Consider the following 25,509-nt stretch of genomic DNA (forward strand, 5'->3'; position numbering starts at 1 on the left):
AGGTAGTTTGGACAGGAATTAGTCGTATTTTGCTAATCCCGCGTGGCGGATAACTCCTGCAATATGCTGCTCAAACGCTCCATCCGGAACGGTTTGACGAGGAAATAATTCATCCCAGCGTCCATACAAGTTTGTATATCTGACAATGCACCAGCAGCCGTCAGCGCAACAATAGGCAGCGTCGATGCAGGTTTCGGCATGCTACGGATCGCACGCGTAGCAGCCAAACCATCCATTTCAGGCATGTGCATATCCATCAGCACAACATCAAAGACCTTGTTTTGCACGGCCAGCACCGCTTCATGACCGTTTTGCGCAATCTGTACCGTATGCCCGGCTTTCTTCAATAAAGCGACAGCGACTTTTTGATTGATCTCGTTATCCTCGGCCAGCAGAATATGCAATGCACGTTTCGTCTTTGGCGGAACGGCGGCAAGTACCTCGGACACTGTCTCCGTCTTTGCCGCTCGCACAAATGTCAATTCGAACCAAAACTGGCTACCTTGATCCAGCACACTCTCGACACCTATGCTGCCGCCCTGCATTTCTATGATTTTCTTGCAGATCGACAGACCAAGACCAGTACCACCAAAGCGCCGCGAAATAGAACTGTCTGCCTGCGAGAACGCCTGGAACAACAGAGGCTGTGCTTCCGGCGCGATCCCGATGCCGCTGTCTATCACGGTAAAGCGCAAACGAACATGCGCTTCATCCACGGTAAGTGCCTCTATCTTCAAAGACACTCCGCCTTGCTCAGTAAACTTCAAGGCATTGCTAATCAAATTCAGAAGAACCTGACGCAAACGACTAACGTCACCTACCAGCAGGCGCGGCACATCCGAGACGTAATCGACGCTGAGTGATAAAGCCGTATCGCAGGTCCTGGAAGACATCAGATTGATCACGCTATCGACAGTTTTGATCAAATCGAAATGTGTGGATTCAAATTGCAGATTGCCCGATTCCAGTTTGGAAAAATCCAGTATGTCGTTGAGTATGCTGAGCAAGGCTTCTGCGGAATACTGTGCGGTTTCCAGATGTTCACGCTGATCGCGGTCTGTGGTTTCGGCAAGTGCCAATTGCATCATGCCGAGCATACCGTTCATAGGCGTACGAATTTCATGACTCATTACGGCGAGAAATTCCGACTTGGCTCGGTTCGCAGATTCTGCCTCATCCTTGGCTAGCAATAAATCGCGCGTCCGCTCTATGACTTGATCTTCCAGATCATGACTGAGACTCACCAAGGATTCATACAACTGCACATTCGCCAGACCTGCTGCGATATTGCTACTCAACACATCAACCAGCCGTCGTTCCAACTCAGATAAAGGACGTTGCAGGGGCAACCACACCGCGTATTCGCCAGTGTCATTAAGCGAGCGTATATATAAACAAATATGATCGCTGTCGTATAAATTTCTTTGTGCATTGAGTGTCTGCATCACGGCTTCTTGCACCGCAGAAGAAAACGCTATCTGCGTACCGACTGATGCCAACGTCCGCAGTTCTGTGCTATTCAATGCGCGGCGCACCACTACTCCATCCAGCGGATGTTGAATCAATATATTGATTTGCTTCAGGATTTGCGTAGCGAACGCGTGTTCGGAAGGCGTTTGTAAAAAGATGCTGGCGGCATTGACCACTCGCTCCAAACCATCGCGACCTTTTTCCAGCCAGATGATGTCTTCGTACGAACGCAAAGCAGAGATGATGCAGGTCAGTAGTTTCTGCCGCGTTAATTCAGTCTTCGATTTGTAGTCATTAATGTCGTAATCAATCACAACATCACGTTCCGGTGCCTGTCCCGGTTGCCCGGTACGCAACACTATGCGCAAACGTCGATTGCGCATCTGTTCACGTATATGCCGCACCAGCTTCAAACCGGCGTTGTCATCTTCCATGACCACGTCGAGCAGAATAATCGCCGTATCCGGATGCTGTGTGAGTATGTCGCGCGCTTCTGCGGCTGAATAGGCATGCAAAAATTGCAGCGCACGCCCTTTGAACATCACATCGATCATCGCAACCGCAGTGACTTGATGCACTTCCTCTTCATCATCCGCGATGAGAATTTTCCATGGTGGTTCGATGTTGCCGGTCGCACCTTCTTTTTCTGGTGCGAAAGAAAAATCTTCAAACATGGCGCATCCTAAACATGGCGTTGCGAGGCATGACCAATGTCAGCATCGGGAGCTGCCGTAACCGGATTACGCGGAAAACGCAGTATGAATGTTGTGCCCTCGCCCACTTGGCTTTCGACTGTGATTTGTCCTTGCAGGCTATTGGTGACGAGGTTATGAATAATACTCAAACCCAGTCCACTGCCACCACGACCGCGCATAGTGGTAAAAAATGGATCGAATATTTTCGCCAAATTTTCCTGTGGTATACCTTTTCCATTATCAGAAAACCTCAGCTCGACCAAATCCGTTTCCTGTCCATTGGCATAAACACTACGCACCACAATCAACATCTCGCCGCGTACATTTTCTGGAAAGGCATGCAACAAGGCATTCATCATCATATTGGTAATGATCTGTGACAGCGCACCAGGATAGGTATCCACTTCTATCGCTTCATCGCAATTGACCGTTACTCTGTGTTCGGATCTGCGCAACATCGGGCTCAGATTCGACAAGACTTCATCGATATATCCCTTCAAGCGGAAAGTACGTCGCTCAGCGCTGGTTTGATCAACGGCCACATCCTTGAAGCTTTGTATCATGGTCGCGGCACGCTCCATATTGGATAACAATAATTTACTGATCGTCGTCGCTGTACCAACATAAGCATCGAGATCGGAACGCTTCATTGCACCGGTCTGAAACAAGGACTTCAAACGTGTCGTCTCTTCTGCTAGCGTAGATGCGCCAGTGACGCCGACACCCAGTGGCGTATTGATCTCATGCGCGACACCGGCAACTAGTTGACCTAGTGATGCCAGCTTGGCGGATTCCACCAAGCGTTTTTGCGTGTGTCTCAAGGAATTCAGTGTGTCATGCAATTCGTGATTTTTTTGACTGAGTGCTTGTGTACGCGCCTCGATCTTTTGTTCAAGATCGTTGTACAAGCCTGCGTTTTCCAGAGAAATGGCTATCTGCGTTGATAGCATCTGCAATAACTCGGTATGTTCCTGCGTAAAGGCATCAATCGCCAGATTATTCTCCATATACAGAACACCAACCAGTTGTCCCTGCTTCTGCAATGGCAAACACAAAATTGATTTCGGTCGCTCACGTTCGATATAAGGATCGCCGTTGAATTGACTATCATTCCCGGCATCACCCAATACGATTTTCTCTTGCGTGCGTTTGACGTAATTGACAACAGCAAGGCCGAGGTTGTTACTTTTTTCAACTGGTAAACCTTGTTGTACAACAATGGCACCATCCGCCGTCACTTCCGCTTGAATAAACAAACTGCCATGTTCCATCAATAATAAAGCACCTTTTTGTGCCCCTGCATTCTCGATCAACAAACGCATTAGTTGAGACAGTAATTTATCGAGTTGAATCTCACCCGATAAAGTTTGCGATGCCTTGATGACGGTTTGAATATCCATCTGCCGTTCACGCACATCTTTCAATTCGCGACTGTCAGCACGTTTACGCGTAATCACGCGTGCCAATAGAATTGGATAGGACTCTTCCATTTGCAAGGCTTTGGCATATCCACCCCAGTCCTCGTATCGTGCATGTGCCTGTTCCAGATGCATGCGCGCATTAATATCTTTTCCCTGACTGAGATAAAACTTCCCGGCCAACTCATGCGCTAATGCTTCATCGTTGATGAAGCCATATTGACGCGCACCCGTAATTGCATGTTCGTAGAATTGTTCCGCTAGTCTGTTCTTGTCGGCAACACGGAATGATTCAGCTTCGATCAATTGCCATTTATGGCGATAATTCATAGGCGCGTGATCGGCCCATGGTTTGAACTTTCTTTGCATGGCTCTGACTTTGGCCAGCGTATTCGAGGCATGCGAATCATACGGACGGCATAGCGCCAACTCAGAGAGTGAATATACCCACATCAAGAAACCGGACGAAGGTGTACCGAAGTGGAAGCCTGGCAAATCCATCGCTTCTTCCGCATGCAAGCGTGCATTAGCGAATTCACCAAAATAATATTCACCGATAGATTGGATCGTGCGCACGTAAAAAATACCCCACGGATCTATCGCATTTTTACGCGCCTTGACGTAGTCTTCCTGATCCCTGCCTTGTGTAATGTCGCCGATAGGCTCGCCTACCAAACGCGAGAAGAGCAATGCCCACGGAATCATGACACCGAGTAAAGCGGCGTAATCCATCTTCCGATAAATATCCAGATCCTTGCGTATGGTTGCCAAGGCATCCTGCACATTACCGCCGGATTGAAAGCGGATCGCGTCCGAGAACGAAAGTGCCACCATCGCACCTGGCCGGTCACCGATTTCCATGGCCTTGACATAGATGTCCATCAAGGGCTCCAGCGACAAGCGCAAATGCTCTCGATGATGTCGGATAATGCCGTGAAAAATACCAGCGGCACCTAGCGATTGCTTGTCACCACCCAGTTGTGCTGCGACCTTGCCAAACTTGTAGCCTTCAGCAATCCGTCCAAATTTACCAACCAGCGTACGTCCCCACACCGCGTATGCATACGCGCAATTCGGCGACGAACCATAACGAATCGAGCGTCGCACCATTTCCAGCGCGACCCACAGGACAACCGGAGAACCGGCTAAATACGTAAATCCATAACCAAGAAAAGCCATGGTGGCATGCAATTGCAGCAAATACTGAGGATCCGTAGCCGGAGGCAAATGCTCCAGTTCCAAAGGATCTCTACCGCGCAAGGCAATCTTCAATTTCAGACGCGATAGCAGAATATCTTTTTCACTCAAATTTTCTGGCACCTTGATACCGGAAATTTCCAGCATTTCAATGCCGGTTTGCATCAATTCCTGCGGCTTGTAAATCGCACCGTAGCAACGGATCAGATAATTTTTTGCCGCAATCATTTCGTGCGGCGTTTCGCTTCTATCGCAAACGATCTGACACAGACTTTCCATTTCCTTATAGTCGGCGCGAGCGAAAGCAGCATTAATGCGTTCCATGTACAGATCGTGCATGAAGGCCTGCTTATCACGCCAGATATGGACACTGCCGAACGTGCCCGCAATATCGATGCAATCGCGATGCACATCGAAGGCTGCCGACTTACGTGCCTTTTTTGCTGCCTGCAAATTCAACTCAGCCAGTTCATCTTTCTCTATCTGCGACGTCATTAATGCACGTCCCTGATTCAGATGATCGACCAATTCAAAAATGGACTCTTCCTTTTCCTCTTCGCTCAGACTATTGAGCAGAAGACGACCGATCTCCAGATGGATGGCATCGGTTTCATGCTTGGCTATGCCCTCGTATGCAGCTTGCTGTACTTTGTCGTGCTGGAATTGATACACATAAGACACTAGCGCCGCTGCTGCCACCGTATGTTCTGCCGGCAGAATCAATCCCGTTTGTATCGCGTCATGCAATAACTCGCCGATTTCCTGCTTGGATTTTTGGCTGACCGTTTCCAGTGTCTGAATATCGAAACGACTGCCTATACATGCAGCAATCGTGAGCAGACGCTGTGTAGGCTCAGGCAAACGACGCAACTCTTTCATCAGCAGATCAACCACGTTGTCCGTGATGTTCAATGCCTCTATCTCTGCAAAACTCCATTGCCAGCGACCATTCTCAAACTTCAAGTATCCATCGCTGTTCAAACTCTTGATGAACTGGCCTATGAAAAATGGATTGCCCAAGGTTTTGCGATAGATCAGGCTCGCCAGCGAGATCGCTTCAGGCACTGAACACTTCAGCGTATCTGCGACCAATTCGACGATACTTACTTCCGACAAGGGACTGACTTCTATCGTCGTGATAGTCGTCTCTTTGCGGATCAAATCGATGGTCAAATTCAGTGGATGCGTAATATCGACTTCGTTATTGCGATAGGCACCGATCAGCAACAAACATGGCTCATCCAGATTCCGCATCAACAATGTGATGAGCTTCAGCGATGCCGCATCAGCCCATTGCAAATCGTCGAGAAAGAGCACAATAGGATGATCAGCATGGGTAAACACGCTGACGAAATTTTGCATCACATAGTTGAAGCTATTACGCGTGGCACTCGGCAATGGCACTGGCAATTGCTTGCCGATGATGAATTCCAGCTCGGGAATCGCATCAATAATCAGCTGCCCATTCGGCCCCAGCGCTTTCAACAATTTCACACGCCACTCGGCGATCCTGCTTTCGCTCTCGGTCAGAATTTGCCGCATCAATTCACGGAACGCCTGATTGAATGCAGAGTAAGGAATCGTGCGTTTGAACTGGTCGAACTTCCCTGAAATGAAATAGCCACCTTGCGCCACGACCGGTTTATGGATTTCATTTACCAGCGACGATTTTCCAATACCGGAATAACCAGTCACCAGCAACAGCTCTACACCGCCGTCGGTAACGCTCTTGAATGCATTCAGCAGACGCGCATATTCACAATCACGGCCGTACAGCTTTTGAGAAATTTGCAGACGATCGTAGACATCATGCTGAGCCAACGTAAATGGCTCAATCGCACCGACTTCCATCAATCCATGCTGGCATTGCTCAATATCGCTCAGCAAACCATCCAGGCTCTGATAGCGATCCTCTGCATTCTTCGCCAGCAACTTGAGGACGATATTGCCAACGGCCTCTGGGATCGCAGGATTAAAACGGCTAGGCGGTAATGGTTTTTTCGCGATGTGGCTATACACCAGCTCCATCACGTTATCCGACTCGAACGGAAGATGACCACTCAGCAATTCATAGAACACGATACCTAGCGAGTAATAGTCGCTGCGGTAATCGACCTGCCGATTCATACGGCCAGTTTGTTCCGGTGAACTATATGCGAGTGGAATCGTAGCATCACTGCGGAACTCAACCGAGTCGTCTGGTAATAAACGTAAGTTGGCAAGACATATCGCCTGATGCAGATCGATGCGCTTATGTACTTCGCTCAAGCCGCGTATCGTCGCGGCAAATAAAGTGAGAGCGCCGACCAGATCGTAATTGGATACACCGGTACGATCCTGCTCTGGCTCATCCAACGTGGCCGGCAAGTGAAAAAACATCATGCGATGCAAGCCGGTTTTCGCCAGACTCGATCGCTTCAGTAGTGGTGTCCAACCCGGTTGCTGTGGGAATTTGATTTGATGCTCCGGTTTTAATCACAGTCTGACGATTATATGCGTCAGTTTTTCTTGCAAAAAAGTTAATTGCAGTTAATGATAGACAACTATTATCCGGTCACCTGCCCCGCGTAATATAGCTCGAAATGCCAGTTGCGCGGCCATGATGTGGTATCAAATCTACAATAAATTTATGCCCAACAATTTGCTCGCTCAAGAAACCATTCCCGCTCACGAAATCGAATACACCCGCGACCTCGCTGCACGCTTGCAAGCCAAAATCATTCGCGACAATCCTACCGGCATCATGCGCCGCGATGCCCATCCAAAAATGCACGGCGTCGTCAAGGCAGAATTCACTGTCACAGCCGATTTGCCACCTGAATTACGCATCGGAATTTTCGCCGAACCACGTACTTATCAGGCATGGATACGCTACTCCAATCAAGACGGCACGATACAGGCAGATACTGCGCGCGACATTCGCGGCATGGCCATCAAATTGATGGGCGTACCCGGTGACAAGTTACTGGAAGATCAACTCCATGAGCAGACACAAGACTTCATCGTCATCAGTACCAATGTGTTTGTTACCAAGGATGTCGAAGAATTCGACGCGATGATCAAGGCGATGACCAGCAACACGCTGGCAAAAATTCTGTTCTTTGCCACGCATTGGCGTGTCATCTGGAATTTGATCAAATCGCTGAAGAAGTTCGCCAATCCACTACAAATGCGCTACTGGAGCACCACACCTTATTTGTTCGGTGACACTGCGGTCAAATATTCCGCCATCCCGCACGTCACGAATGCTGACGCCATTCCATCCAATCCTGGCCCTGACTATCTACGTCAGGCCATGGTGCGTCAATTGGCACAAGGCGAAGCGATATTCGACTTCACGGTACAACTACAAATCGATCCCGACAGCATGCCGATAGAAGATCCAGGCAAGGAATGGAAAGAAAGTGCATCGCCTTTTCGCAAAGTTGCGACGATTCGTATTCCACAGCAGGAATTTGATAGTGAAGCGCAACGCGTGTTTGGTGAAAATCTGTCTTTCACGCCTTGGCATAGCCTGCCAGCGCATCGCCCGCTCGGCGGCATCAATCGCGCACGTAAAATAGTCTACGATGCGATTTCAAAATTCCGCCACGAATACAACAAAGTGGCGCGCAAAGAACCGACCAGTTGGGAAATCTGACCCGTCGCGCCATCTGTAGGCTGAAATAAAAAAGGGAAGCCAGTTTGGCTTCCCTTTTACTTTCCGGAACCCGTATCAGGTCGGATCGACAATGCCCTTCGCAATCATGCGCAAGGCCGTCATGCTCGGAATAAAGAAGTAATCACCGCCACGTGTTTCCACCAAGCGTGGAATCTTCGATAGAAAATACGGCGCTTCATCCCCATTCGGATCAACTTGCAGCACCGCTTTGCTCGGATATTCATCATCGTGATTGCCGAGGATGATTTCCTTTTCATTGGCAGCCTTGAAATCGTTGCCGTAATTGATCCATTGCTGCTGCACGAATTCAAATTGTCGATTGATGCTGGCGTTGAGCATCATGATGATGATGCCGTGATTGCCGTCATCGCGTGTCGGATCTTTCACCTCACCGTAAGGCAAACCGCGCCGTATCACACGACGTCGATTGGCCAGTGCACCCGGCGTATCGAAAGCGTTGGGCGTCAATTCCAGTGAAGCGCGCGGATTGATGCGACGCATGTGCGAACTGAACGGACACTTCGCACCATCCATATCGCTATCGAAGGTAAAGTCGCTCAGCATCTTGTCGCGCTCGGCCGACGACGTCGCTGCAGCGAACTTGGCATCCCATTCCGCCTTGCTTGCTGCATCCGGTGCCGATACCAAAGGTGCGCCATTGTCACGCCAGCGTCCGACGAATTTGGCTGCCAACAATTCTTTACCGCCCGGATATTTCTGCCCTTCCTGCTCCAGATAGGCATTGAAGGTGCCGACGTTTTCATGCAATTTGCGATATACCATGAAGGTACCGTTGCGTGACAATAGTTGCGGCGCCGGTGCTATCGGATATTCCTCGGCTTCATCTCTATGACCGAGTATGAATTCCCCGGTTGCCAGCGGTGCCCACTTGCCGCCCTTGAGTTGCTTGCCGCGACCGAGGACACGCTCTGCTCTGTCGGGCAAACCTTCAAAATACGGATCGCCGATACCATCGGTGTAACCGAAATGTTCCTTGCTGGTTGCCTTGCCGTTTTCAAACACGGCATGCACATCCTGGAACTCCAGATGTTCTTCGCCATTGTCACCACGATGACCGGACAATATAGCCACGCCGCCAGCAGTGTCGTGCACGATCTTTTGCAGCCACTCATACGTCTCTTGTATGGCTTCACGTGTCTGGCCATTGATCGAGATCCATGCATGCACATCTTTATGGCGATCACGCTCCCGACTTTCTTGCCAGATCGGGTCCCAATGTTCAGGCGCACTGCGCTTATCGTCGCCCAGAATATCGACACGATTTTTCATCCCCATCACGAATTCCATCGGGAAGCCGATCAAGGAAGCACGCGGTAATTCCAGCGTTTTCAAACCGGGATAGGTAAAAGCGATATTCACCGTCGACATCGGCTTTTCAATCGGATTGGGACCTTCGCCCCAATTCACTGCAGTCGTTACCTGCTCGGTCACGCGACGGACGAACTCGCGACCACGCGCACCATCCCGAATATTAAAAAACACGTAACGTGCAAATGGAAAATTGTAGCGACCATAGGCACGGATCACGTTGCCCTGTATATCCATCAAGTCTAGAACTTTGCTCACAAGAAGATCCTTCTACGATAGTTTTTGCACAGTGGATTGTCCGGCAAGCCAAGTCGGCTCTTGCAGATTCGTCGGATCAACACGCTGTATGAATGCCTGATATGCCTGCTGCAATTGCGCCGCAGGCAAGCCTTGATGTTCGGCCACGAAACGCGAGAACTCTTGCTTCAGATAGAGTCCCTTCAATTGTTCTGGCAAGGGTTCGTCGTTGGAGCCGACAAAGAACAAGGCAGCGTTCAATTGGCATTTCTTGATGTAAGCGACAAAGCTGTCGGCATCGGAGACTTGCTCGAAACCGTAGCAAAACGCCCACAGCTGGCGTATGTCGTCACTGATGGCTGCCCACATCCCGCGCAGATAACTGTCGAGATCACCGTGCACATTGCAGCACCACACCAGATACTTGGATTGCAGATGATCTTCTTCCGGTAAGGCGGCACGACGGAAACGGTCGGAGAAGATAGACAGGAAGTCATACCAGGTACCACCGAAGTCGGTGCCAGGCAGCGATTCGTAATACACATCGTCGAGGACGAAAAAGCGGCACAGATAAGTCTGCGGCACCTTCGCCATCGGACTCATCTCGTTCAAGCCCCAATCTTGCAAGCGGCGGCGGACTTCATCACTGTAAGCAGTACCGCCGATATGGCCCTTCTTGATCGGCGACAAACAGGTAAGTGCATAAGCACTGTTGCTGACGTTACCCATGATTATTCTCCCCTCGCCTGATCGGCCAAACTGACAATCGGCGTTGGTTGCATATCGCCGAGATCATGCTGTAGAAAGCGCAACAATGTGTTGTATTGCTTGAGAAATTGCTCGGGCTCTGCGTTACCGAACTTTGTATCGAAAGCGATCAATTCCTCTTTCAATTTTTTCGCAGCTTTCACATCATTAGCGGCCGCCATCGGATAGGCGTTGTAATAGTGATCCGTCTGGATTTGATTGAATTGAATGTAGGAATGGAAAGGCGTCAGTGGAACCGACTTCGGATAACGAATATTCCATTTCCAGAACAGGTCCAAGCCGCTGGGAATGGCAAACGTGAAGGAATCGACGTACTGCGCCCAACTACCGTTGAAATTACTGAAAAACATCATGTAAGCGTAGTTCAGCTTTTCCTTCGGCTGTTCTGCAGACAGATGCGGAAACTGATTCTTGCCGATGATGACCCAACGCGCATAATGAATCAGAGAGAGAGTAATCAAACCCTTGAGAGTGGCGGGCTTCTTCAGTGCTACCCAGAAAATCACCTTATTGATCCAAGTCATATACCAACGGATCGGCGTGATCACGTTCATGGCATATGCTTTTCCAGCAATGTTCGACATGCATTTCCCCTTGTTGCAGCAGCTAAAATAAAAGCGCAGCGGTACGACAATCGCACCGAATGCGCTCGCTTTCCCTTACAAGTTTGTGCATCCGTCGGCGACGGGCTACTTTGGCCCACTCCCCCATGCCTGAATCACGACATGAGTACCGATCCGACACAAACGTTTGCTATCTTTTCCCTCAATAGCATTTCCTCGCGGAAAATAACATTCGCAAGACTACATGAAAAAATGTATTTTTAGCAATTGCTAAAGGTTTATCCTTACCGTGTCGCTTTGATATATTCTTTCATTGCGTCAGCCAGTCCAAGCATTCCACAGAAGATGCAGAACAACACTAGGGAAGCCATGCCTTCATATCTGCCGTTCACCGTAAAAACACTCACCGCTGCACAACGTGCGCGTATCGTGCGACGTCGAGAACATCAGAGCAGCACCATGAGCAACGCACAACTGGATGAGCGCCTCCTTGGTGATCTACAGCGCGCAGTCAATACACAAATGAATGGCATCGTCGGTGCGCTGGAAATGATTCGGCAAAACGATTTAGCACCCGATCAGCGGGAAATGATCCATCTGGCGCAAAGCAGCGCAGACAGCCTTTTGATGAATATCGAGCAGTTGCTGGAATCCAACAGTGATCTAGGTATCGGCGAGGGGTTCAACAGCACACATCATGCGCTGACCGATATACGCATGTTGTTTATCAATACCAATCCTGAGACACGTGCTCACGTTGAAAGAGAACTGAAACAACGCGGCGCGCGTATAGACTGCTTCGACATACCCAAAACTGCCTTAGCCGCATTAGAGAACGCAGCAATCGCCGGCGACCCATATCGTATTGCGCTACTCGACCAAAAAATTCCCGGCATGGATGGCGAAACGCTGGGCACTGCCATCGGCAACTCCCCTTTGTATCGCGATACGCTGGTTGTGCTTATCAGTAGCGAGCACAGCAGAGACGATGCTGATCGTCTGGCGCAAGCAGGATTTTCCGCATGGTTACCCAAACCACTACAACAAACAATGCTGCTCAATACGCTATCGATGTTGTGCAGTTGTATCGCCAAGAAAGATGCGCCCCGCTTTGTCTGCGCAGGCGTGCGTGTGAACGCAGAACATATCATCTCGGATAGCTCCCATGCCTTTGCGCATTGCCGTGTTCTGGCGGTGGACGATAATCCAGTCAATCTGCAAATCGCGGAACACATGCTGGCGCGCTTCGGTTGCCAGGTCGATACGGCATCCGATGGACAACAGGCTTTACGCCTGGTCAATGAACAACATTACGATCTGATTCTGATGGATTGTCAGATGCCACAAATGGATGGTTACCACACCACTGCCTTGCTACGCGCAGCAGAAACTGACGGGTCGCACATGCCCATCATCGGCTGGTCATCCGGCATTAATCGCAGTGAACGGGACACTTGCCTTGCTATCGGCATGGATGATTTCATTTTCAAGCCTATACGCATGCGACCATTAAATGACATGCTGACGCGCTGGCTGAAGCCAGTCGCCAACGACAAGGTACTTATGCCACAAGATGATGAACTGGATGCCACCCAAGAAATGTTTGGCGACGATTTTGCCGAGTTGGTCGATCTTTTCCTGACTGATAGCCCGAAACGTTTTGTACTGTTGCATGAGGCTATCCTGGCAAAAGATGCGCTGACCGTTGCGAAATTTGCACACGTCTTATGCGGCAGCACGGCATCGATAGGCGCCACCACTCTGGCCTCTTTATGCCGGGAACTGGAAATTCGCGCAAAGAACAATATGCTGGACGATGCACCATCGCGTCTGACTGCGATAGAACTTGAGTACGTGAGAATAGACAACAAATTGCGCAGCATGTTGTCACACACAACACCGGACATTGAATCGCCACCTGATTTGCACGATAAGCATTGATGTAAAAATATGAGAAATACGGCGACAATAGCGATTACAGCAACGCGTCATTTCTTGTGACTTGGCGCAAATCATCCTTACCCAACAATACGTCTACCACCCACCATGAACCAAGCTGAAAAGTATCAGGACACGAATCAAATTCCCGAATCGAAAAAGAATCATCTATGGCGCAAAACCATTTGGTACACAGACCCGGAAGAATTTCCGCTCGGCCCGCATCATTCAGTGGAAGTGTATTGCTGTGAAGAGTCGAACGGCTACGCCGTCTGGTATGCGCGTCGCCTGGCTAAAGATGATCCTCGCAATACGCCGCACAGTGAGAACGGTGATTACCTACTGGCTTATTTTGCCCGGACCAAACGCGATGATGCAATTGAACACGCAGTGCTCATTGCCAATAGCGATGCATCGGTCGATAAGGTAATTGTTGCGCTGGATGGTTTGGCGCAGAGTGCGCAAAAGGTATGATTTTTCAGTGAGAACTAATAAATCTCGGAGCTGATCCGAGGATTGATCAGTCGGACCCTCGCTTGTTTCAAGCAAGAAATCGTTGATTGAATCGAAGGCTAAGCTGCAAGACTCCGGAACTGGTGTTTTCCAGCAGCCTTCGCTTCGTACATCAAGCGATCAGCAGCTTTTAATACATCATCATAAGTGTGCAAATCAGGATCTGGCAGCACACAGATGCCGATGCTGGCACCAAGTCGCAAATCATGGCGAGGCACGGCGATCTCTCTCATCGCATTCAATATTTTTTCTGCGACCAATTCGACATTTTTCTCATTGGTAACGTGTCGCAGCAATATGCCAAACTCGTCTCCACCCAAGCGCGCCACTTTGTCCGATATACGTACACAAGCAGATAAGGACATCGCAACTGCCTTTAATATCTCGTCACCCGCAGCATGTCCACAACCGTCGTTAATCGCCTTGAAACCATCCAGATCGAGTAGTAATACAGCGCTCATTTCGCGCTGTTCGGCACCCGACTTGAATAACTCATCAAACACATCGGCAAACCCTGCCCGGTTCAACAAACCAGTCAGATGATCATGTTTGGTTGCTTCTTCAAAATGTGCCGCACGCTGTTCGAAAGCCTGCTTATCCTGTTCCATCCGTTTGACCAGCACGACCACATACAGCGGCACCAGTACATTGATCAGTACGATGCCCGTCGCTACTCCCGGTATGGTTTGCCAATCAGGAGAAAAATAGAACGCCGCGCCCATCAAGGGGCCGCACACTGCTGATGACAACCAGGTATAACGCGTGCCGAAGCGCAGACCATTGCCGATCGCTCCCAAGGTCGGCACCCATGCCACCAAGCCCGCCAGAAATCCTGCCAGATACATGCCCAAGGCTGGTAAAGCCTGATCCAGTATGGTGGCCAAGGTGCGGCGCAAGGTGGTATTCAAAATGGAAAAACGAACGACAGCAACCCAGATCACCGCATAGGCGATATATCCCACGGCACCGATAACGACGCTGACAGGAACTGCTTGCCATTTGAAATACCAGGCCAGAACAAGGTACAAGCAAAAAGGAGTGACGTTAATGACGCGAAACTTGGCCTGACCAAGTTCGGTACCGATCGCGGATGCCTGGGGTGAGAGACTGGATAACCAACTAAAGCTACGCATAGATCAAACAGTCTTTTTACAATAGTTTTGGGAGAGAGGAACTCAATAGTGCAATGCCAGAGAGTGTGAGCAAGCTCAACACCAGCCGCCGGAAAGCCACATCGGAGATGCGATGATACAGCCTAGTTCCCAAGATGGTAGGTATTAACATCGCCGGAACAAGCACGCCAAAATAAGGAAGCATAGAGACCGTGATGATGCCTTTGTACAGATAAGCAAGCATCGTGAATATCAAGGCACCTAAATTAAAGTTTTGAATGATGACGCGCTGCTTGTCTTTAGCCATGCCCTGCAACGTGCACCATAAAGTCGGAACGATCCCGGCAAACCCGCCAAAGCCGCTCATCACGCCACCGATTAAACCAATAGCACCATCTGCGACTCGTCCCTTCGATGTGATCTTGGGAAAACGGGAAACGAACAGCATGCTTGGGCACCAGATGATCAGTATCGCCCCCAACAAGGCCTTGAACATGTCCATATTCAAAAGCGGTAACAGCATAACGCCGATCGGGATACCAACCATGCCACCGACAAAGAATGGCAGTAATAAGCGCCAATCGAATCCGCGCTTTACAGTAAATGCCGCAATGATTTGTCCCGTCAGCGCACCAAATACCGCCAACGACGCAGCAATAACAGGATCCATGCCCCACGCCCAAAATGACATGGCCGTCATGCCAAATGCGAAGCCTGAGAGACCTTGAACGAAGCCGGCAGCAGCGCCACCCATAATGATCAAAATGTAGATTGATTCCATCATGCAGTCATGTTTTCACTATTCCGTAGGGAAAAATTCTCATGCAATGCGAACTGATGTTCTGCACCAAGCTGTCACATCAAGTCGTCCACAACGGCGCTTCATCCATCAGCGCCACTTGTTCACGTAATTCCAGAATCCTGTCTTGCCAGTAACGCTGCGTGTTAAACCACGGGAAGGCAACCGGAAACGCAGGATCATCCCAACGGCGCGCCAACCACGCTGCGTAATGAATCAAGCGCAAGGTGCGCAAGGCTTCAATCAAATGCAATTCACGCGGATCGAATTCGGCGAAGTCTTCATAACCAGCCAGCAAGTCAGACAATTGCCGCACCATATCGCGCCGCTCGCCCGACAACAACATCCACAAATCCTGAATCGCCGGTCCGCTACGACTATCGTCAAAGTCGACAAAGTGCGGGCCCGCATCTGTCCACAACACATTGCCGCAATGACAGTCGCCATGTAGCCGCAAGGTAGGAACATCGCCAGCCCTATCAAAGCAGCGTCGCACGCCATCCAAGGCTTGCGTCACTACGCTGCGATACGCTTCCAGCAAATCAGGCGGGATGAAATTATTCGCCAACAAATAGTCGCGTGGCTCTTCGCCAAAGGTCACAATATTTAATGCAGGTCTATGCTCAAACGTTTTCAGCGCGCCTACTGCATGTATGCGCCCGATGAAACGCCCCATCCACTCCAGCGTTGCAGGATCATCCAATTCCGGCGCACGGCCACCATGTCGCGCAAAGACTGCGAAACGGAAACCGGCAAAATCATGCAAGGTTTTCCCATTTGCCAAAGTCATCGCAGGCACGACCGGGATTTCTCGCTCGACCAATTCCGCGACGAAGGCATGCTCTTCCAGAATCGCCGCATCGCTCCAGCGCGCAGGGCGATAAAACTTTGCCACCAACGGCGGACCATCTTCGATGCCAATTTGATAAACGCGGTTTTCGTAGCTGTTCAAGGCCAGCAAGCGGCCATCGCTATACAAGCCAACGCTTTCCAGCGCATCGAGCACGCAATCAGGCGTGAGTGTAGAAAAAGACAATACAGTGGAATCATTCATCTCTGCATTGTACGGTGCCAGCACTGTTTCCCGGGTGCATGATGCCCACATTTCAACATGGCAAATGCATCGCTTCTGTAAAGTCGTACTGGTACACTGTCGCCCTAATCACCATTGAAGAAAATTCCACCATGCATCTCGACCAGCCTCTCTCCGACAAGGAATTCGACGAACTCGACAAATTCCTGCTTTCCGACCGCACTGCAGACGACTGCATGGCGATGGATTCGCTGCACGGTTATCTGACAGCACTGGTCGTCGGCCCGGAAGAAGTGCCGCTGGCCGAATGGTTGCCACACGTCTGGGGCGAAGATGCAGAAGCGATCCCGAAGTTCAAGAACGATAAAGAATACGAACGCATCGTCGCCCTGATTGCGCGCTTCATGAATGAAATCGCCATCACGCTGGAAGTCGCGCCAAAAGAATACGAACCGCTGTTCTGTGAGCACGAATGGGAAGGCAAGCCGGTACTGGATGGCGAAGCCTGGGCCTGGGGTTTCAATTTAGGAATGAGCTTGCGCGCCGAAGCGTGGGAGCCTATCCATACTTCCAACATCGCACCACTGATGCGCCCTATCTATCTGTTAGGTGCGGAAGAAATCGAAGAAGAAGAAATGGTGCTGGTCGACAATCCAGTCAAATGCCACAAACTGACTATCGAAATCGAATCCGCAATTCCAGAAATCCACAAGTTCTGGTTGCCGCATCGCAAATCTGCAGTGAAAACCGTACAGCGCGAAACACCAAAAGTCGGCCGCAATGACGACTGCTCATGCGGCAGCGGCAAGAAGTACAAGAAATGCTGCGGTGCTGAACCTGCTGCAGAATAAATAAAAGCCGGCATAAGCCGGCTTTTTTACATCTGACGTAACCGGCATTCCACCGGTTTGCGCACTTTTACTCTTTGATGAAATGCTCGCGGTAATAACGCAGCTCTTCAATCGACTCCAGAATATCAGCCAGGGCTGTGTGCTTCTGGTGCTTCTTGAAGCCATTCACCAGCTCAGGTTTCCAGCGACGGCACAGTTCTTTCAGTGTGGACACGTCCAGGTTGCGGTAGTGGAAAAAGTTTTCCAGCTTAGGCATGCCGCGCGCCATAAAACGACGATCCTGGCAAATGGTGTTGCCGCACATAGGCGATTTGCCGTTAGGCACGTATTTTTTCAAGAATTCGATCAATTCCGCTTCGGCTTGCGCCTCGGTCACAGTTGATGCCTTGATACGGTCAATCAGGCCAGAGCGGCCATGCGTACCCTTGTTCCATGCGTCCATGCCGTCCAGAATTTCATCTGGTTGATGAATTGCAAACACCGGACCTTCGCCCAGTATGTTCAAATTGGAATCGGTGACGACAACAGCTACTTCGATAATGCGATCATTGTCTGGATCGAGTCCGGTCATTTCCATATCTACCCAGATGAGATTGAACTCATTCGGGCGCAATGGGGTGGCGGATGACGACTCTAATTCAGTAGCTTGTGACATAATTGTTTTCCTTTAGCCTGCTCAATCCGCCATTTTCTCACAGGAAAAGAATGTCATCCCTCGTGTTTACTGTTTTGTTTGTCACTTTTCTGCTTATCAGCCTAGTAGTTCGCTTCTGGCTGGCGTCACGTCATATTCGGCATATCCTCGCCAATCGTGCTGCCGTGCCTGCGCAATTCGTCGGCAAGATACCGCTGGAAGCACATCAAAAAGCGGCGGATTACTCGATCGCTAAAACAAAATTCGCATTGTTCATCGTCATCTTGAATGCCGCTACCTTGATCGGCTTTACGCTGATGGGCGGTTTGCAATGGCTGGCGGAAGGCTCGCTGTTTGTCTTCGGTCCCGGCTATCGCTATCAATTGGCACTGGTACTGACTTTTGCGTTGATCTCCGGCTTGATTGAATTGCCGTTTGATTACTTCCGTCAATTCGTACTGGAAGCGCGCTTCGGCTTTAACCGCATGTCGCCACGCCTGTTCTTCACCGATTTGTTCAAAAGCACGATCATTTCGCTCGCGCTCGGCCTCGGTTTGGTCTGGATCACCATCATCCTGATGGAAAAATCCGGCGACTTGTGGTGGTTGTACGCATGGATAGTCTGGTGCTCTTTCCAGTTGTTGATGCTGGTATTGGTGCCGCTCTTCATCGCACCTATGTTCAATAAATTCAAACCGCTGGAAGACGAAAACCTGCGTACCCGCATAGAAAACCTGATGCAACGCATAGGCTTTAAAGCCAGTGGCCTGTTCGTAATGGATGGCTCCAAGCGCAGCGCGCATGGCAATGCTTACTTCTCCGGATTCGGCGCTGCCAAACGCATCGTGTTCTTCGACACCTTGCTCGAACGCCTGGCACCGAATGAAATTGAAGCCGTGCTGGCGCATGAACTGGGTCACTTCAAACTCAAGCACATCGTCAAACGCATCGTGATGATGTTTGCCGCTTCGCTCGCCTTCCTGGCGCTGCTCGGCTATCTGAAAAACCAAACATGGTTCTATACCGGTTTGGGTGTGGAACCTATGATGGGTGCCAGCAACGATGCAATGGCCTTGATTCTGTTTGCACTGGTCTTGCCGGTCTTCTCCTTCCTGTTCTCGCCACTGACTTCGCTCAGTTCACGCAAACATGAATTTGAAGCTGACGCCTTTGCTGCGCAACATACCAATTCGCAAGATCTGGTATCCGCACTGGTGAAGCTGTATGAAGACAATGCATCGACACTCACGCCAGATCCATTGCATTCCGCCTTCTATGATTCGCATCCGCCAGCAACCGTGCGTATCAACAAACTTCTGGCCGCCAGTTGAACAAGGACATCATGAGCAACGCTGCCGATTTGCGCGCACAAAAATGCCAGCACCAAGTGACTGCGCTGAGCGCGGATGAGGTTAGCGAACGCCTGCAAGCAATCAACAACTGGAGCCTGCAGGATGGCAAAATTGTTCGTAAATTCTCGTTCAAGAATTATTACGACACCCTCGCCTTCGTCAACGCGATCGCCTATGTCATCCATGCCGAAGATCATCACCCTGAGTTGGTCGTCACCTACAATCAATGCGTGGTCAAGTTCGACACGCATTCAGTCAATGGCGGCAAAGGTGGCTTGTCGCAAAACGATTTCATCTGCGCTGCCAAGCTGGATGCGATTTTTGATCAGTCTTTCGTCTAATTGATGGCAACTATTACAGGCACCGTCATTGCCGCACATGGCCGTCATTATCTGGTTCAGACCGATGCCGCAAAATTGCAATGTGTCACACGCGGCAAAAAGAGCGACGTCGCAGTGGGCGACATCGTCAATCTGCAACTGACTTCCGCCAACCAGGGTGTGATCGAGTCGATCACCGAACGCAAAACCCTGCTGTATCGCTCCGACCAATACAAATCCAAACTGCTGGCAGCCAATGTCACGCAGCTTTTCATCGTGGTCGCCACCGAACCTGGCTTCTCCGACGATCTGGTCTCGCGTTCACTGGTCGCAGCGGAAGCGGCGGGCGTTGCCGTTCATATCATCTTGAACAAGATCGACGTCGTCGCATCGCTGGAAAAAACCCGCAAGCGCGTGGCCTTCTACGCCGGACTCGGTTATCCGGTACATGAAGTGTCCGCAACCACACAGCCGGAAGCAACCTGCGCTGCCTTGATGCCGATATTGGAAGGCCAATCAACAATATTGATCGGCCAATCAGGGATGGGTAAATCATCGATCATCAATTTGATCGTGCCAGATGCAGACATCGCGGTGCGCGAAATTTCCGCTGCGCTCGATACCGGCAAGCACACGACGACCTTCACACGGCTGTATACGATCGACGATCAAACCATGATTATCGATTCACCCGGCTTTCAGGAATTCGGCCTCTATCATTTGACTGAAGGCATGCTGGAGCGCGCTTTCCCTGAGTTCGAGCCGTATCTGGGCAAGTGCAAGTTTTATAATTGTCATCATTCCAATGAGCCTGAATGTGCAATCCGTACTGCGATTGCCGCCGATGCTATTTCACCCATGCGGCATGCGCTCTACCTGCAGTTATTGCATGAATCATCACAAAAGCTGTACTAAAGAAGGGGCCGGCTCAGGCCTTAACGCTGGCTTTTAGATGGAAATCCCTTATAATTGAAGCAGTTACAACAATCGGCGGCAGGCGCCAACCTAGCCGCCGTTTTCAATTATGGCAATCAAACACTTTCTGCAGTTTTCCGATTTAACGCTGGATGAATTCGAGCACGTGATCGAACGCACCCGTGTCATCAAGCGCAAATTCAAGAACTACGAGCCCTACCATCCACTGGCTGACCGCACGCTGGTGATGGTGTTCGAAAAGAATTCCACCCGTACCCGCCTGTCCTTTGAAGCCGGCATGCACCAGCTCGGCGGCGCAGCGATTTATCTGAACACGCGCGACAGCCAGCTTGGTCGTGGCGAGCCGGTAGAAGATGCGGCGCAAGTGATGTCCCGTATGTGCGACGTCATCATGATCCGTACCTTCGGCCAAGACATCATTGAGCGTTTCGCCGCCAATTCGCGCGTACCAGTGATCAATGGTCTGACCAATGAACACCATCCTTGCCAGGTTCTAGCCGACGTATTTACCTTCATTGAGCATCGCGGTTCGATCAAAGGCAAAACCGTGGCCTGGATAGGCGATGCCAACAACATGCTGTACTCGTGGTTACAGGCAGCACAGGTATTCGATTTCCATGTCAATGTTTCCACCCCCAAGGGTTACGAAATCGATCCGACCTTGATCGCTGCCGACAATACGCATTACACGCTGTTTGCAGCACCATCCGATGCATGTGTAGACGCGCATCTGGTCACGACCGATGTCTGGACCAGCATGGGCTTCGAAGAAGAAAACGCAGCACGCCTGAAAGCCTTCGATGGCTGGATCGTCGATGCAGCCAAAATGAAACGTGCACAGCCTGATGCCTTGTTCATGCACTGCCTGCCAGCGCATCGCGGTGAAGAAGTTGCCGCCGAAGTCATCGATGGACCGCAATCTGTCGTCTGGGATGAAGCAGAAAATCGCCTGCATGCACAGAAAGCACTGCTCGAATATCTCGTCCTGGGCAAACTCAATTAATTAAAGACTCAGTTAGTTCAGCTAATTCATCAGCTCAAGTTCCAACTGACCCACAATCACATTCCACGCAAGCGAAGCAAACACCATGTCGAATATTCTCCAATCCGTTCCAGTCAATCAAAAAGTAGGCATCGCCTTTTCCGGCGGCCTCGATACCAGCGCGGCCTTGCACTGGATGCGTCAAAAAGGCGCGATTCCTTATGCCTACACTGCGAATCTGGGTCAGCCTGACGAAACCGACTACAACGCGATTCCTGAAAAAGCGAAAGCATACGGCGCTGAACTGGCACGCCTGATCGATTGCCGTGAACAGTTGGTTGCTGAAGGTATCGCAGCGCTGCAAAGCGGCGCGTTCCACATCTCGACCGCTGGCGTCACCTACTTCAACACGACGCCATTGGGTCGCGCAGTCACCGGCACCATGCTGGTCGCCGCGATGAAAGAAGACAACGTCGACATCTGGGGTGATGGCAGCACATTCAAAGGCAACGACATCGAGCGTTTCTATCGCTACGGTTTGTTGATGAATCCAGCACTGCGCATTTACAAACCTTGGCTGGATGATGCCTTCATCAACGAACTCGGTGGTCGCAAGGAGATGTCAGAATTCCTGATCAAGTCCGGCTTTGACTACAAGATGTCCACCGAGAAAGCGTATTCGACCGACTCCAACATCCTTGGCGCTACGCATGAAGCAAAAGATCTGGAAGAACTGAGCAGCGGCATGCAGATCGTCCAACCTATTATGGGCGTCGCATTCTGGCGTGATGACGTCGAAGTCAAACGCGAAACAGTTACCGTACGTTTCGAAGAAGGTCGTCCAGTCGCATTGAATGGCGTCGTCTATTCCGACATGGTCGAACTGATGCTGGAAGCCAATCGCATCGGCGGTCGTCACGGCCTCGGCATGAGTGATCAAATCGAAAACCGCATCATCGAAGCGAAGAGCCGTGGCATCTACGAAGCTCCGGGTCTGGCACTCTTGTTCATCGCTTACGAACGTTTGGTTACCGGAATCCACAACGAAGACACCATCGAGCAATACCGTGAAAGCGGCCGTCGCTTGGGTCGTCTGTTGTACCAAGGTCGCTGGTTCGATCCGCAAGCCATCATGTTGCGTGAAGCTGCACAACGTTGGGTTGCACGCGCGATCACAGGCGAAGTCACCATCGAACTGCGTCGCGGCAACGATTACTCCATCCTCAATACCGTTTCAGCCAATCTGACCTACGCGCCAGAACGCCTGTCGATGGAAAAAGTGGAAGATGCACCATTCTCGCCAGCTGACCGTATTGGTCAATTGACGATGCGCAATCTGGACATCACAGACACACGTCACAAGCTGGCTATCTACAGCAGTGCTGGTCTGTTGACTGGCAACTCGTCTGTTGCATTGCCTAGCTTTGAAAAAGATAAGAAATAATTCCTTCAACATTAAACATACAGATCATGACTACTCAATTCGATAACGTTTCCGTCGTCAAAAAAGCCAATATCTATTTCGATGGCAAATGCGTGTCACACACCGTGCTGTTCGCTGACGGCACCAAGAAAACCATCGGCATCATTTTCCCATCGACGTTGAAATTCAACACCGGTGCTGCAGAAATCATGGAATTGAATGCAGGCAAATGCCGCATTCGTCTGGCTGGCGCAACTGACTGGAATACCTATGAAGGCGGCCAGCAATTCGAAGTACCGGCAAACTCGAGCTTCGATATTGAAACGGTAGACACACTGGACTACGTTTGCCATTTCATCTGATGCGTTTAATAAGACGTATAAGACTCAAATAAAAAAGCCCGGACTATCCGGGCTTTTTGCTAAGGACAACCTTATTCAGATTAGCGCGCAGGTCTTCTACTTATAATAGATGCTGCATTAAAAATCAGGCGCTAGCCGCTGGTTTGAATTGACGATTTAAATTGATACAGCCAGCGCGATTCTGTCAGCTCGATAGCCTCGCTGGACCTACTTCCCAAGAAAGAAATATATGATCCTTGGCATTGATGTGGGCGGCACCCATACCGATTCGGTATTGATGCACAACCGCAAAATCATCCGCAAGTCCAAAGTATTGACCGACAAGAATGATATTTTAGGTTGCGTGATGCGCGCGACCCAAGCTGTCGCGAATGCTGACGATATTAAGCAGCTGCAGCGCATCGTGCTCAGCACCACGATTTCCACCAATGCCGTGGCACAGAACCAGCTCGATCCAGTCGGCCTGATAGTGATGAACGGACCTGGCGTTTCTCCCAAAGATTTGCCTCTCGCCGACAAGACGCATCTGATTGCCGGCTATATGAACCATCGCGGGATAGAAGCCGAAGCGCTGGAAGACGATGAACTGGAAGCGCTGAAACAGCAATTCCGCGCAGACAAGATTGAAAACCTGGCCGTGATCGGCAAGTTCTCTACCCGCAATCCGGTGCATGAACAAGAAGTCGGTGCCTGGTTCGCGGATCAAGCCAACCATGTTTCGCTCGGCCACCACCAATCCGGCGTACTGAATTTCCCGCGCCGCATAGCTACCACTTATCTGAACGCTGCGATCTGGCGTCTGCACAGCCGCATGGTCGACCAGCTCGCCAGCTATCTGCAAGAACTCGCGGTCGATGTGCCGCTCTTCATCCTAAAGGCGGATGGCGGCACCATAGGCATACAGCAATCCCGTAACTATCCAGTGCAAACCATTCTGTCCGGACCGGCTGCCACCATCATGGGTGTACTACCTTTCGTCTCGTCCACACTGGATTCGGTATCGATAGACGTCGGCGGCACCACGACCGACATCGCGTTATTCGCTGATGGCGCGCCACTGTTGGAGCCGCAAGGCGTAGAGATAGAAGGACACAAAACGCTGATCCGCGGCTTACTCACGCATTCAATGGCACTCGGTGGCGACAGCCATGTGCAGGTTGTGAACAGCGCACTGCAGATAGGCCCAGAACGCAAGGGTTCGGCGATGGCCTTCGATGGCCCGGTACCGACCCCGACCGATGCCCTGATCACCCTCGGCCTGGCCGCTATCGGCGACAAGGCCAAGGCTTTGCAGGCAATGGAAAGCCTGGCCAGCGCATTGAAGCAAACACCGCAGCAAGTAGCGCAAGCCATCGTTGACAGCATGTGCGCCAGCATAGCCGCCAAGGTCACGCAAATGATTGCCGAGGTCAACAGCAAGCCGGTCTACACCATCCATGAACTGCTGGAAGGAAAAGTACTGAACCCGCAGCAATTGATCGCGGTCGGTGGCCCTGCTCCGTATATCGCCACACAGGTAGGCGCATTGCTGGCCATGCCGGCGCTGGTGCCGCAGGATTCCGAAGTGATCAATGCCAGCGGTGCCGCGATGGCGCGTACCACGGTCGAATTGAATCTGCTAGCCGATACCGAATCGCAGCAACTGACCTTTGCCGAAGATGGCCGCAAGATGCAAATCTCCGCGCGCGCCACGGTCGATGACGTATGCGAAATCGGCAAGGAAAGATTGCTGGAAATCGCCAAGGCTGCCGGTGCACGTGACGAAGACCTCGAAGTCGAAGTCGCTGACTGCCAGTCCTTCAACGTCATCCATGGTTATGCAACTACTGGCAAAAACATCCGCGTCCGGCTGCAGATCAAACCCGGTCTGATCAAACAAGTAAATGAGCAAGTGCAATGAACAAGCGTGAGGAAGA

20 protein-coding genes are annotated in these 25,509 nt (G+C 50.7%); 11 read left to right on the top strand and 9 right to left on the bottom strand.

All coding sequences use genetic code 11. The features are described 5' to 3' along the window. Positions 1 to 32: 32 nt before the first annotated feature. Both BQ6873_RS07080 and BQ6873_RS07085 read right to left on the bottom strand, forming a co-directional pair. On the bottom strand, positions 33 to 2,144 hold the full coding sequence (locus tag BQ6873_RS07080) for a hybrid sensor histidine kinase/response regulator (RefSeq protein ID WP_076592019.1): 2,112 nt from the start codon (positions 2,142 to 2,144) through the stop codon (positions 33 to 35). An 8-nt stretch (positions 2,145 to 2,152) separates the two neighbouring features. Beyond that, positions 2,153 to 7,162 carry a trifunctional serine/threonine-protein kinase/ATP-binding protein/sensor histidine kinase gene (locus BQ6873_RS07085; RefSeq protein ID WP_231949293.1) on the bottom strand — a complete coding sequence of 1,670 codons (5,010 nt, stop codon included), beginning with the start codon at positions 7,160 to 7,162 and terminating at the stop codon, positions 2,153 to 2,155. 247 nt (positions 7,163 to 7,409) lie between these two features. Here BQ6873_RS07085 and BQ6873_RS07090 point away from each other — a divergent pair, with 247 nt between their 5' ends. Further along, positions 7,410 to 8,420, top strand: a complete 1,011-nt coding sequence (locus BQ6873_RS07090; RefSeq protein WP_076593995.1) for a catalase family protein — start codon at positions 7,410 to 7,412, stop codon at positions 8,418 to 8,420. 75 nt (positions 8,421 to 8,495) lie between these two features. Here the strand turns inward: BQ6873_RS07090 and BQ6873_RS07095 are convergent, their stop codons facing one another. The 3 genes from BQ6873_RS07095 to BQ6873_RS07105 are packed head-to-tail and all read right to left on the bottom strand — an operon-like array spanning position 8,496 to position 11,359. Further along, positions 8,496 to 10,028, bottom strand: coding sequence for a Dyp-type peroxidase (locus BQ6873_RS07095; protein WP_083664412.1), 1,533 nt, complete (start codon positions 10,026 to 10,028; stop codon positions 8,496 to 8,498). Positions 10,029 to 10,040: 12 nt separating this feature from the next. After that, the gene (locus tag BQ6873_RS07100; RefSeq protein ID WP_076592021.1) at positions 10,041 to 10,736 is read right to left on the bottom strand and encodes a hypothetical protein; all 696 of its coding nucleotides are present in this window, start codon (positions 10,734 to 10,736) and stop codon (positions 10,041 to 10,043) included. A gap of 2 nt (positions 10,737 to 10,738) precedes the next feature. Next, positions 10,739 to 11,359, bottom strand: coding sequence for a hypothetical protein (locus tag BQ6873_RS07105; RefSeq protein WP_076592022.1), 621 nt, complete (start codon positions 11,357 to 11,359; stop codon positions 10,739 to 10,741). A 348-nt stretch (positions 11,360 to 11,707) separates the two neighbouring features. On the opposite strand from BQ6873_RS07105, the gene BQ6873_RS07110 reads away from it, so the two are divergent. Together BQ6873_RS07110 and BQ6873_RS07115 are read left to right on the top strand one after the other, a co-directional pair. After that, a complete protein-coding gene (locus BQ6873_RS07110) occupies positions 11,708 to 13,279 on the top strand; it encodes an ATP-binding response regulator (protein WP_231949294.1) in 1,572 nt (523 codons plus the stop codon). A 105-nt stretch (positions 13,280 to 13,384) separates the two neighbouring features. Continuing rightward, complete coding sequence (locus BQ6873_RS07115) at positions 13,385 to 13,750, top strand: hypothetical protein (RefSeq protein ID WP_076592023.1); 366 nt, start codon at positions 13,385 to 13,387, stop codon at positions 13,748 to 13,750. 98 nt (positions 13,751 to 13,848) lie between these two features. Here BQ6873_RS07115 and BQ6873_RS07120 read toward each other — a convergent pair whose 3' ends face one another. The 3 genes from BQ6873_RS07120 to BQ6873_RS07130 form a co-directional block, all read right to left on the bottom strand. Then, positions 13,849 to 14,922, bottom strand: coding sequence for a GGDEF domain-containing protein (locus BQ6873_RS07120; protein ID WP_076592024.1), 1,074 nt, complete (start codon positions 14,920 to 14,922; stop codon positions 13,849 to 13,851). Positions 14,923 to 14,938: 16 nt separating this feature from the next. Then, the gene (locus BQ6873_RS07125) at positions 14,939 to 15,682 is read right to left on the bottom strand and encodes a sulfite exporter TauE/SafE family protein (protein ID WP_076593997.1); all 744 of its coding nucleotides are present in this window, start codon (positions 15,680 to 15,682) and stop codon (positions 14,939 to 14,941) included. A gap of 79 nt (positions 15,683 to 15,761) precedes the next feature. Continuing rightward, complete coding sequence (locus BQ6873_RS07130; protein WP_076593998.1) at positions 15,762 to 16,754, bottom strand: serine/threonine protein kinase; 993 nt, start codon at positions 16,752 to 16,754, stop codon at positions 15,762 to 15,764. Between the two features lie 131 nt (positions 16,755 to 16,885). Between BQ6873_RS07130 and BQ6873_RS07135 the strand changes: the two genes are divergently transcribed. Continuing rightward, on the top strand, positions 16,886 to 17,584 hold the full coding sequence (locus BQ6873_RS07135; RefSeq protein ID WP_076592025.1) for a UPF0149 family protein: 699 nt from the start codon (positions 16,886 to 16,888) through the stop codon (positions 17,582 to 17,584). Positions 17,585 to 17,651: 67 nt separating this feature from the next. Here BQ6873_RS07135 and orn read toward each other — a convergent pair whose 3' ends face one another. Further along, on the bottom strand, positions 17,652 to 18,239 hold the full coding sequence (gene orn / locus BQ6873_RS07140; protein ID WP_076592026.1) for an oligoribonuclease: 588 nt from the start codon (positions 18,237 to 18,239) through the stop codon (positions 17,652 to 17,654). Between the two features lie 50 nt (positions 18,240 to 18,289). On the opposite strand from orn, the gene BQ6873_RS07145 reads away from it, so the two are divergent. From BQ6873_RS07145 to BQ6873_RS07175, 7 genes are all read left to right on the top strand, one after another. Then, positions 18,290 to 19,549, top strand: coding sequence for a M48 family metallopeptidase (locus tag BQ6873_RS07145; protein WP_076592027.1), 1,260 nt, complete (start codon positions 18,290 to 18,292; stop codon positions 19,547 to 19,549). Positions 19,550 to 19,560: 11 nt separating this feature from the next. Beyond that, complete coding sequence (locus tag BQ6873_RS07150) at positions 19,561 to 19,911, top strand: 4a-hydroxytetrahydrobiopterin dehydratase (protein ID WP_076592028.1); 351 nt, start codon at positions 19,561 to 19,563, stop codon at positions 19,909 to 19,911. A gap of 3 nt (positions 19,912 to 19,914) precedes the next feature. Next, positions 19,915 to 20,805, top strand: coding sequence for a ribosome small subunit-dependent GTPase A (gene rsgA / locus BQ6873_RS07155; protein WP_076592029.1), 891 nt, complete (start codon positions 19,915 to 19,917; stop codon positions 20,803 to 20,805). A 109-nt stretch (positions 20,806 to 20,914) separates the two neighbouring features. Continuing rightward, positions 20,915 to 21,829, top strand: coding sequence for an ornithine carbamoyltransferase (gene argF, locus BQ6873_RS07160; RefSeq protein ID WP_076592030.1), 915 nt, complete (start codon positions 20,915 to 20,917; stop codon positions 21,827 to 21,829). An 85-nt stretch (positions 21,830 to 21,914) separates the two neighbouring features. Continuing rightward, positions 21,915 to 23,252 (top strand): argininosuccinate synthase, encoded by a 1,338-nt coding sequence (gene argG / locus BQ6873_RS07165; protein ID WP_076592031.1) that lies wholly within the window; start codon positions 21,915 to 21,917, stop codon positions 23,250 to 23,252. Positions 23,253 to 23,278: 26 nt separating this feature from the next. Continuing rightward, a complete protein-coding gene (gene ppnP / locus BQ6873_RS07170; RefSeq protein ID WP_076592032.1) occupies positions 23,279 to 23,593 on the top strand; it encodes a pyrimidine/purine nucleoside phosphorylase in 315 nt (104 codons plus the stop codon). A gap of 229 nt (positions 23,594 to 23,822) precedes the next feature. Beyond that, positions 23,823 to 25,493 (top strand): hydantoinase/oxoprolinase family protein, encoded by a 1,671-nt coding sequence (locus tag BQ6873_RS07175; RefSeq protein ID WP_076592033.1) that lies wholly within the window; start codon positions 23,823 to 23,825, stop codon positions 25,491 to 25,493. The last annotated feature ends 16 nt before the right edge of the window (positions 25,494 to 25,509 follow it).

This window comes from Herminiimonas arsenitoxidans, assembly GCF_900130075.1.
Lineage (GTDB): Bacteria > Pseudomonadota > Gammaproteobacteria > Burkholderiales > Burkholderiaceae_D > Oxalicibacterium > Oxalicibacterium arsenitoxidans.

What these genes read in the sequence shown, in the direction of transcription:
- BQ6873_RS07080 (WP_076592019.1), bottom strand. Translation starts at nt 2,144, where the DNA reads ATGTTTGAAGATTTTTCTTTCGCACCAGAAAAAGAAGGTGCGACCGGC.
- BQ6873_RS07085 (WP_231949293.1), bottom strand. Translation starts at nt 7,162, where the DNA reads ATGATGTTTTTTCACTTGCCGGCCACGTTGGATGAGCCAGAGCAGGAT.
- BQ6873_RS07090 (WP_076593995.1), top strand. Translation starts at nt 7,410, where the DNA reads ATGCCCAACAATTTGCTCGCTCAAGAAACCATTCCCGCTCACGAAATC.
- BQ6873_RS07100 (WP_076592021.1), bottom strand. Translation starts at nt 10,736, where the DNA reads ATGGGTAACGTCAGCAACAGTGCTTATGCACTTACCTGTTTGTCGCCG.
- BQ6873_RS07105 (WP_076592022.1), bottom strand. Translation starts at nt 11,359, where the DNA reads ATGTCGAACATTGCTGGAAAAGCATATGCCATGAACGTGATCACGCCG.
- BQ6873_RS07110 (WP_231949294.1), top strand. Translation starts at nt 11,708, where the DNA reads ATGCCTTCATATCTGCCGTTCACCGTAAAAACACTCACCGCTGCACAA.
- BQ6873_RS07115 (WP_076592023.1), top strand. Translation starts at nt 13,385, where the DNA reads ATGAACCAAGCTGAAAAGTATCAGGACACGAATCAAATTCCCGAATCG.
- BQ6873_RS07120 (WP_076592024.1), bottom strand. Translation starts at nt 14,922, where the DNA reads ATGCGTAGCTTTAGTTGGTTATCCAGTCTCTCACCCCAGGCATCCGCG.
- BQ6873_RS07125 (WP_076593997.1), bottom strand. Translation starts at nt 15,682, where the DNA reads ATGGAATCAATCTACATTTTGATCATTATGGGTGGCGCTGCTGCCGGC.
- BQ6873_RS07130 (WP_076593998.1), bottom strand. Translation starts at nt 16,754, where the DNA reads ATGAATGATTCCACTGTATTGTCTTTTTCTACACTCACGCCTGATTGC.
- BQ6873_RS07135 (WP_076592025.1), top strand. Translation starts at nt 16,886, where the DNA reads ATGCATCTCGACCAGCCTCTCTCCGACAAGGAATTCGACGAACTCGAC.
- orn (WP_076592026.1), bottom strand. Translation starts at nt 18,239, where the DNA reads ATGTCACAAGCTACTGAATTAGAGTCGTCATCCGCCACCCCATTGCGC.
- BQ6873_RS07145 (WP_076592027.1), top strand. Translation starts at nt 18,290, where the DNA reads ATGTCATCCCTCGTGTTTACTGTTTTGTTTGTCACTTTTCTGCTTATC.
- BQ6873_RS07150 (WP_076592028.1), top strand. Translation starts at nt 19,561, where the DNA reads ATGAGCAACGCTGCCGATTTGCGCGCACAAAAATGCCAGCACCAAGTG.
- rsgA (WP_076592029.1), top strand. Translation starts at nt 19,915, where the DNA reads ATGGCAACTATTACAGGCACCGTCATTGCCGCACATGGCCGTCATTAT.
- argF (WP_076592030.1), top strand. Translation starts at nt 20,915, where the DNA reads ATGGCAATCAAACACTTTCTGCAGTTTTCCGATTTAACGCTGGATGAA.
- argG (WP_076592031.1), top strand. Translation starts at nt 21,915, where the DNA reads ATGTCGAATATTCTCCAATCCGTTCCAGTCAATCAAAAAGTAGGCATC.
- ppnP (WP_076592032.1), top strand. Translation starts at nt 23,279, where the DNA reads ATGACTACTCAATTCGATAACGTTTCCGTCGTCAAAAAAGCCAATATC.
- BQ6873_RS07175 (WP_076592033.1), top strand. Translation starts at nt 23,823, where the DNA reads ATGATCCTTGGCATTGATGTGGGCGGCACCCATACCGATTCGGTATTG.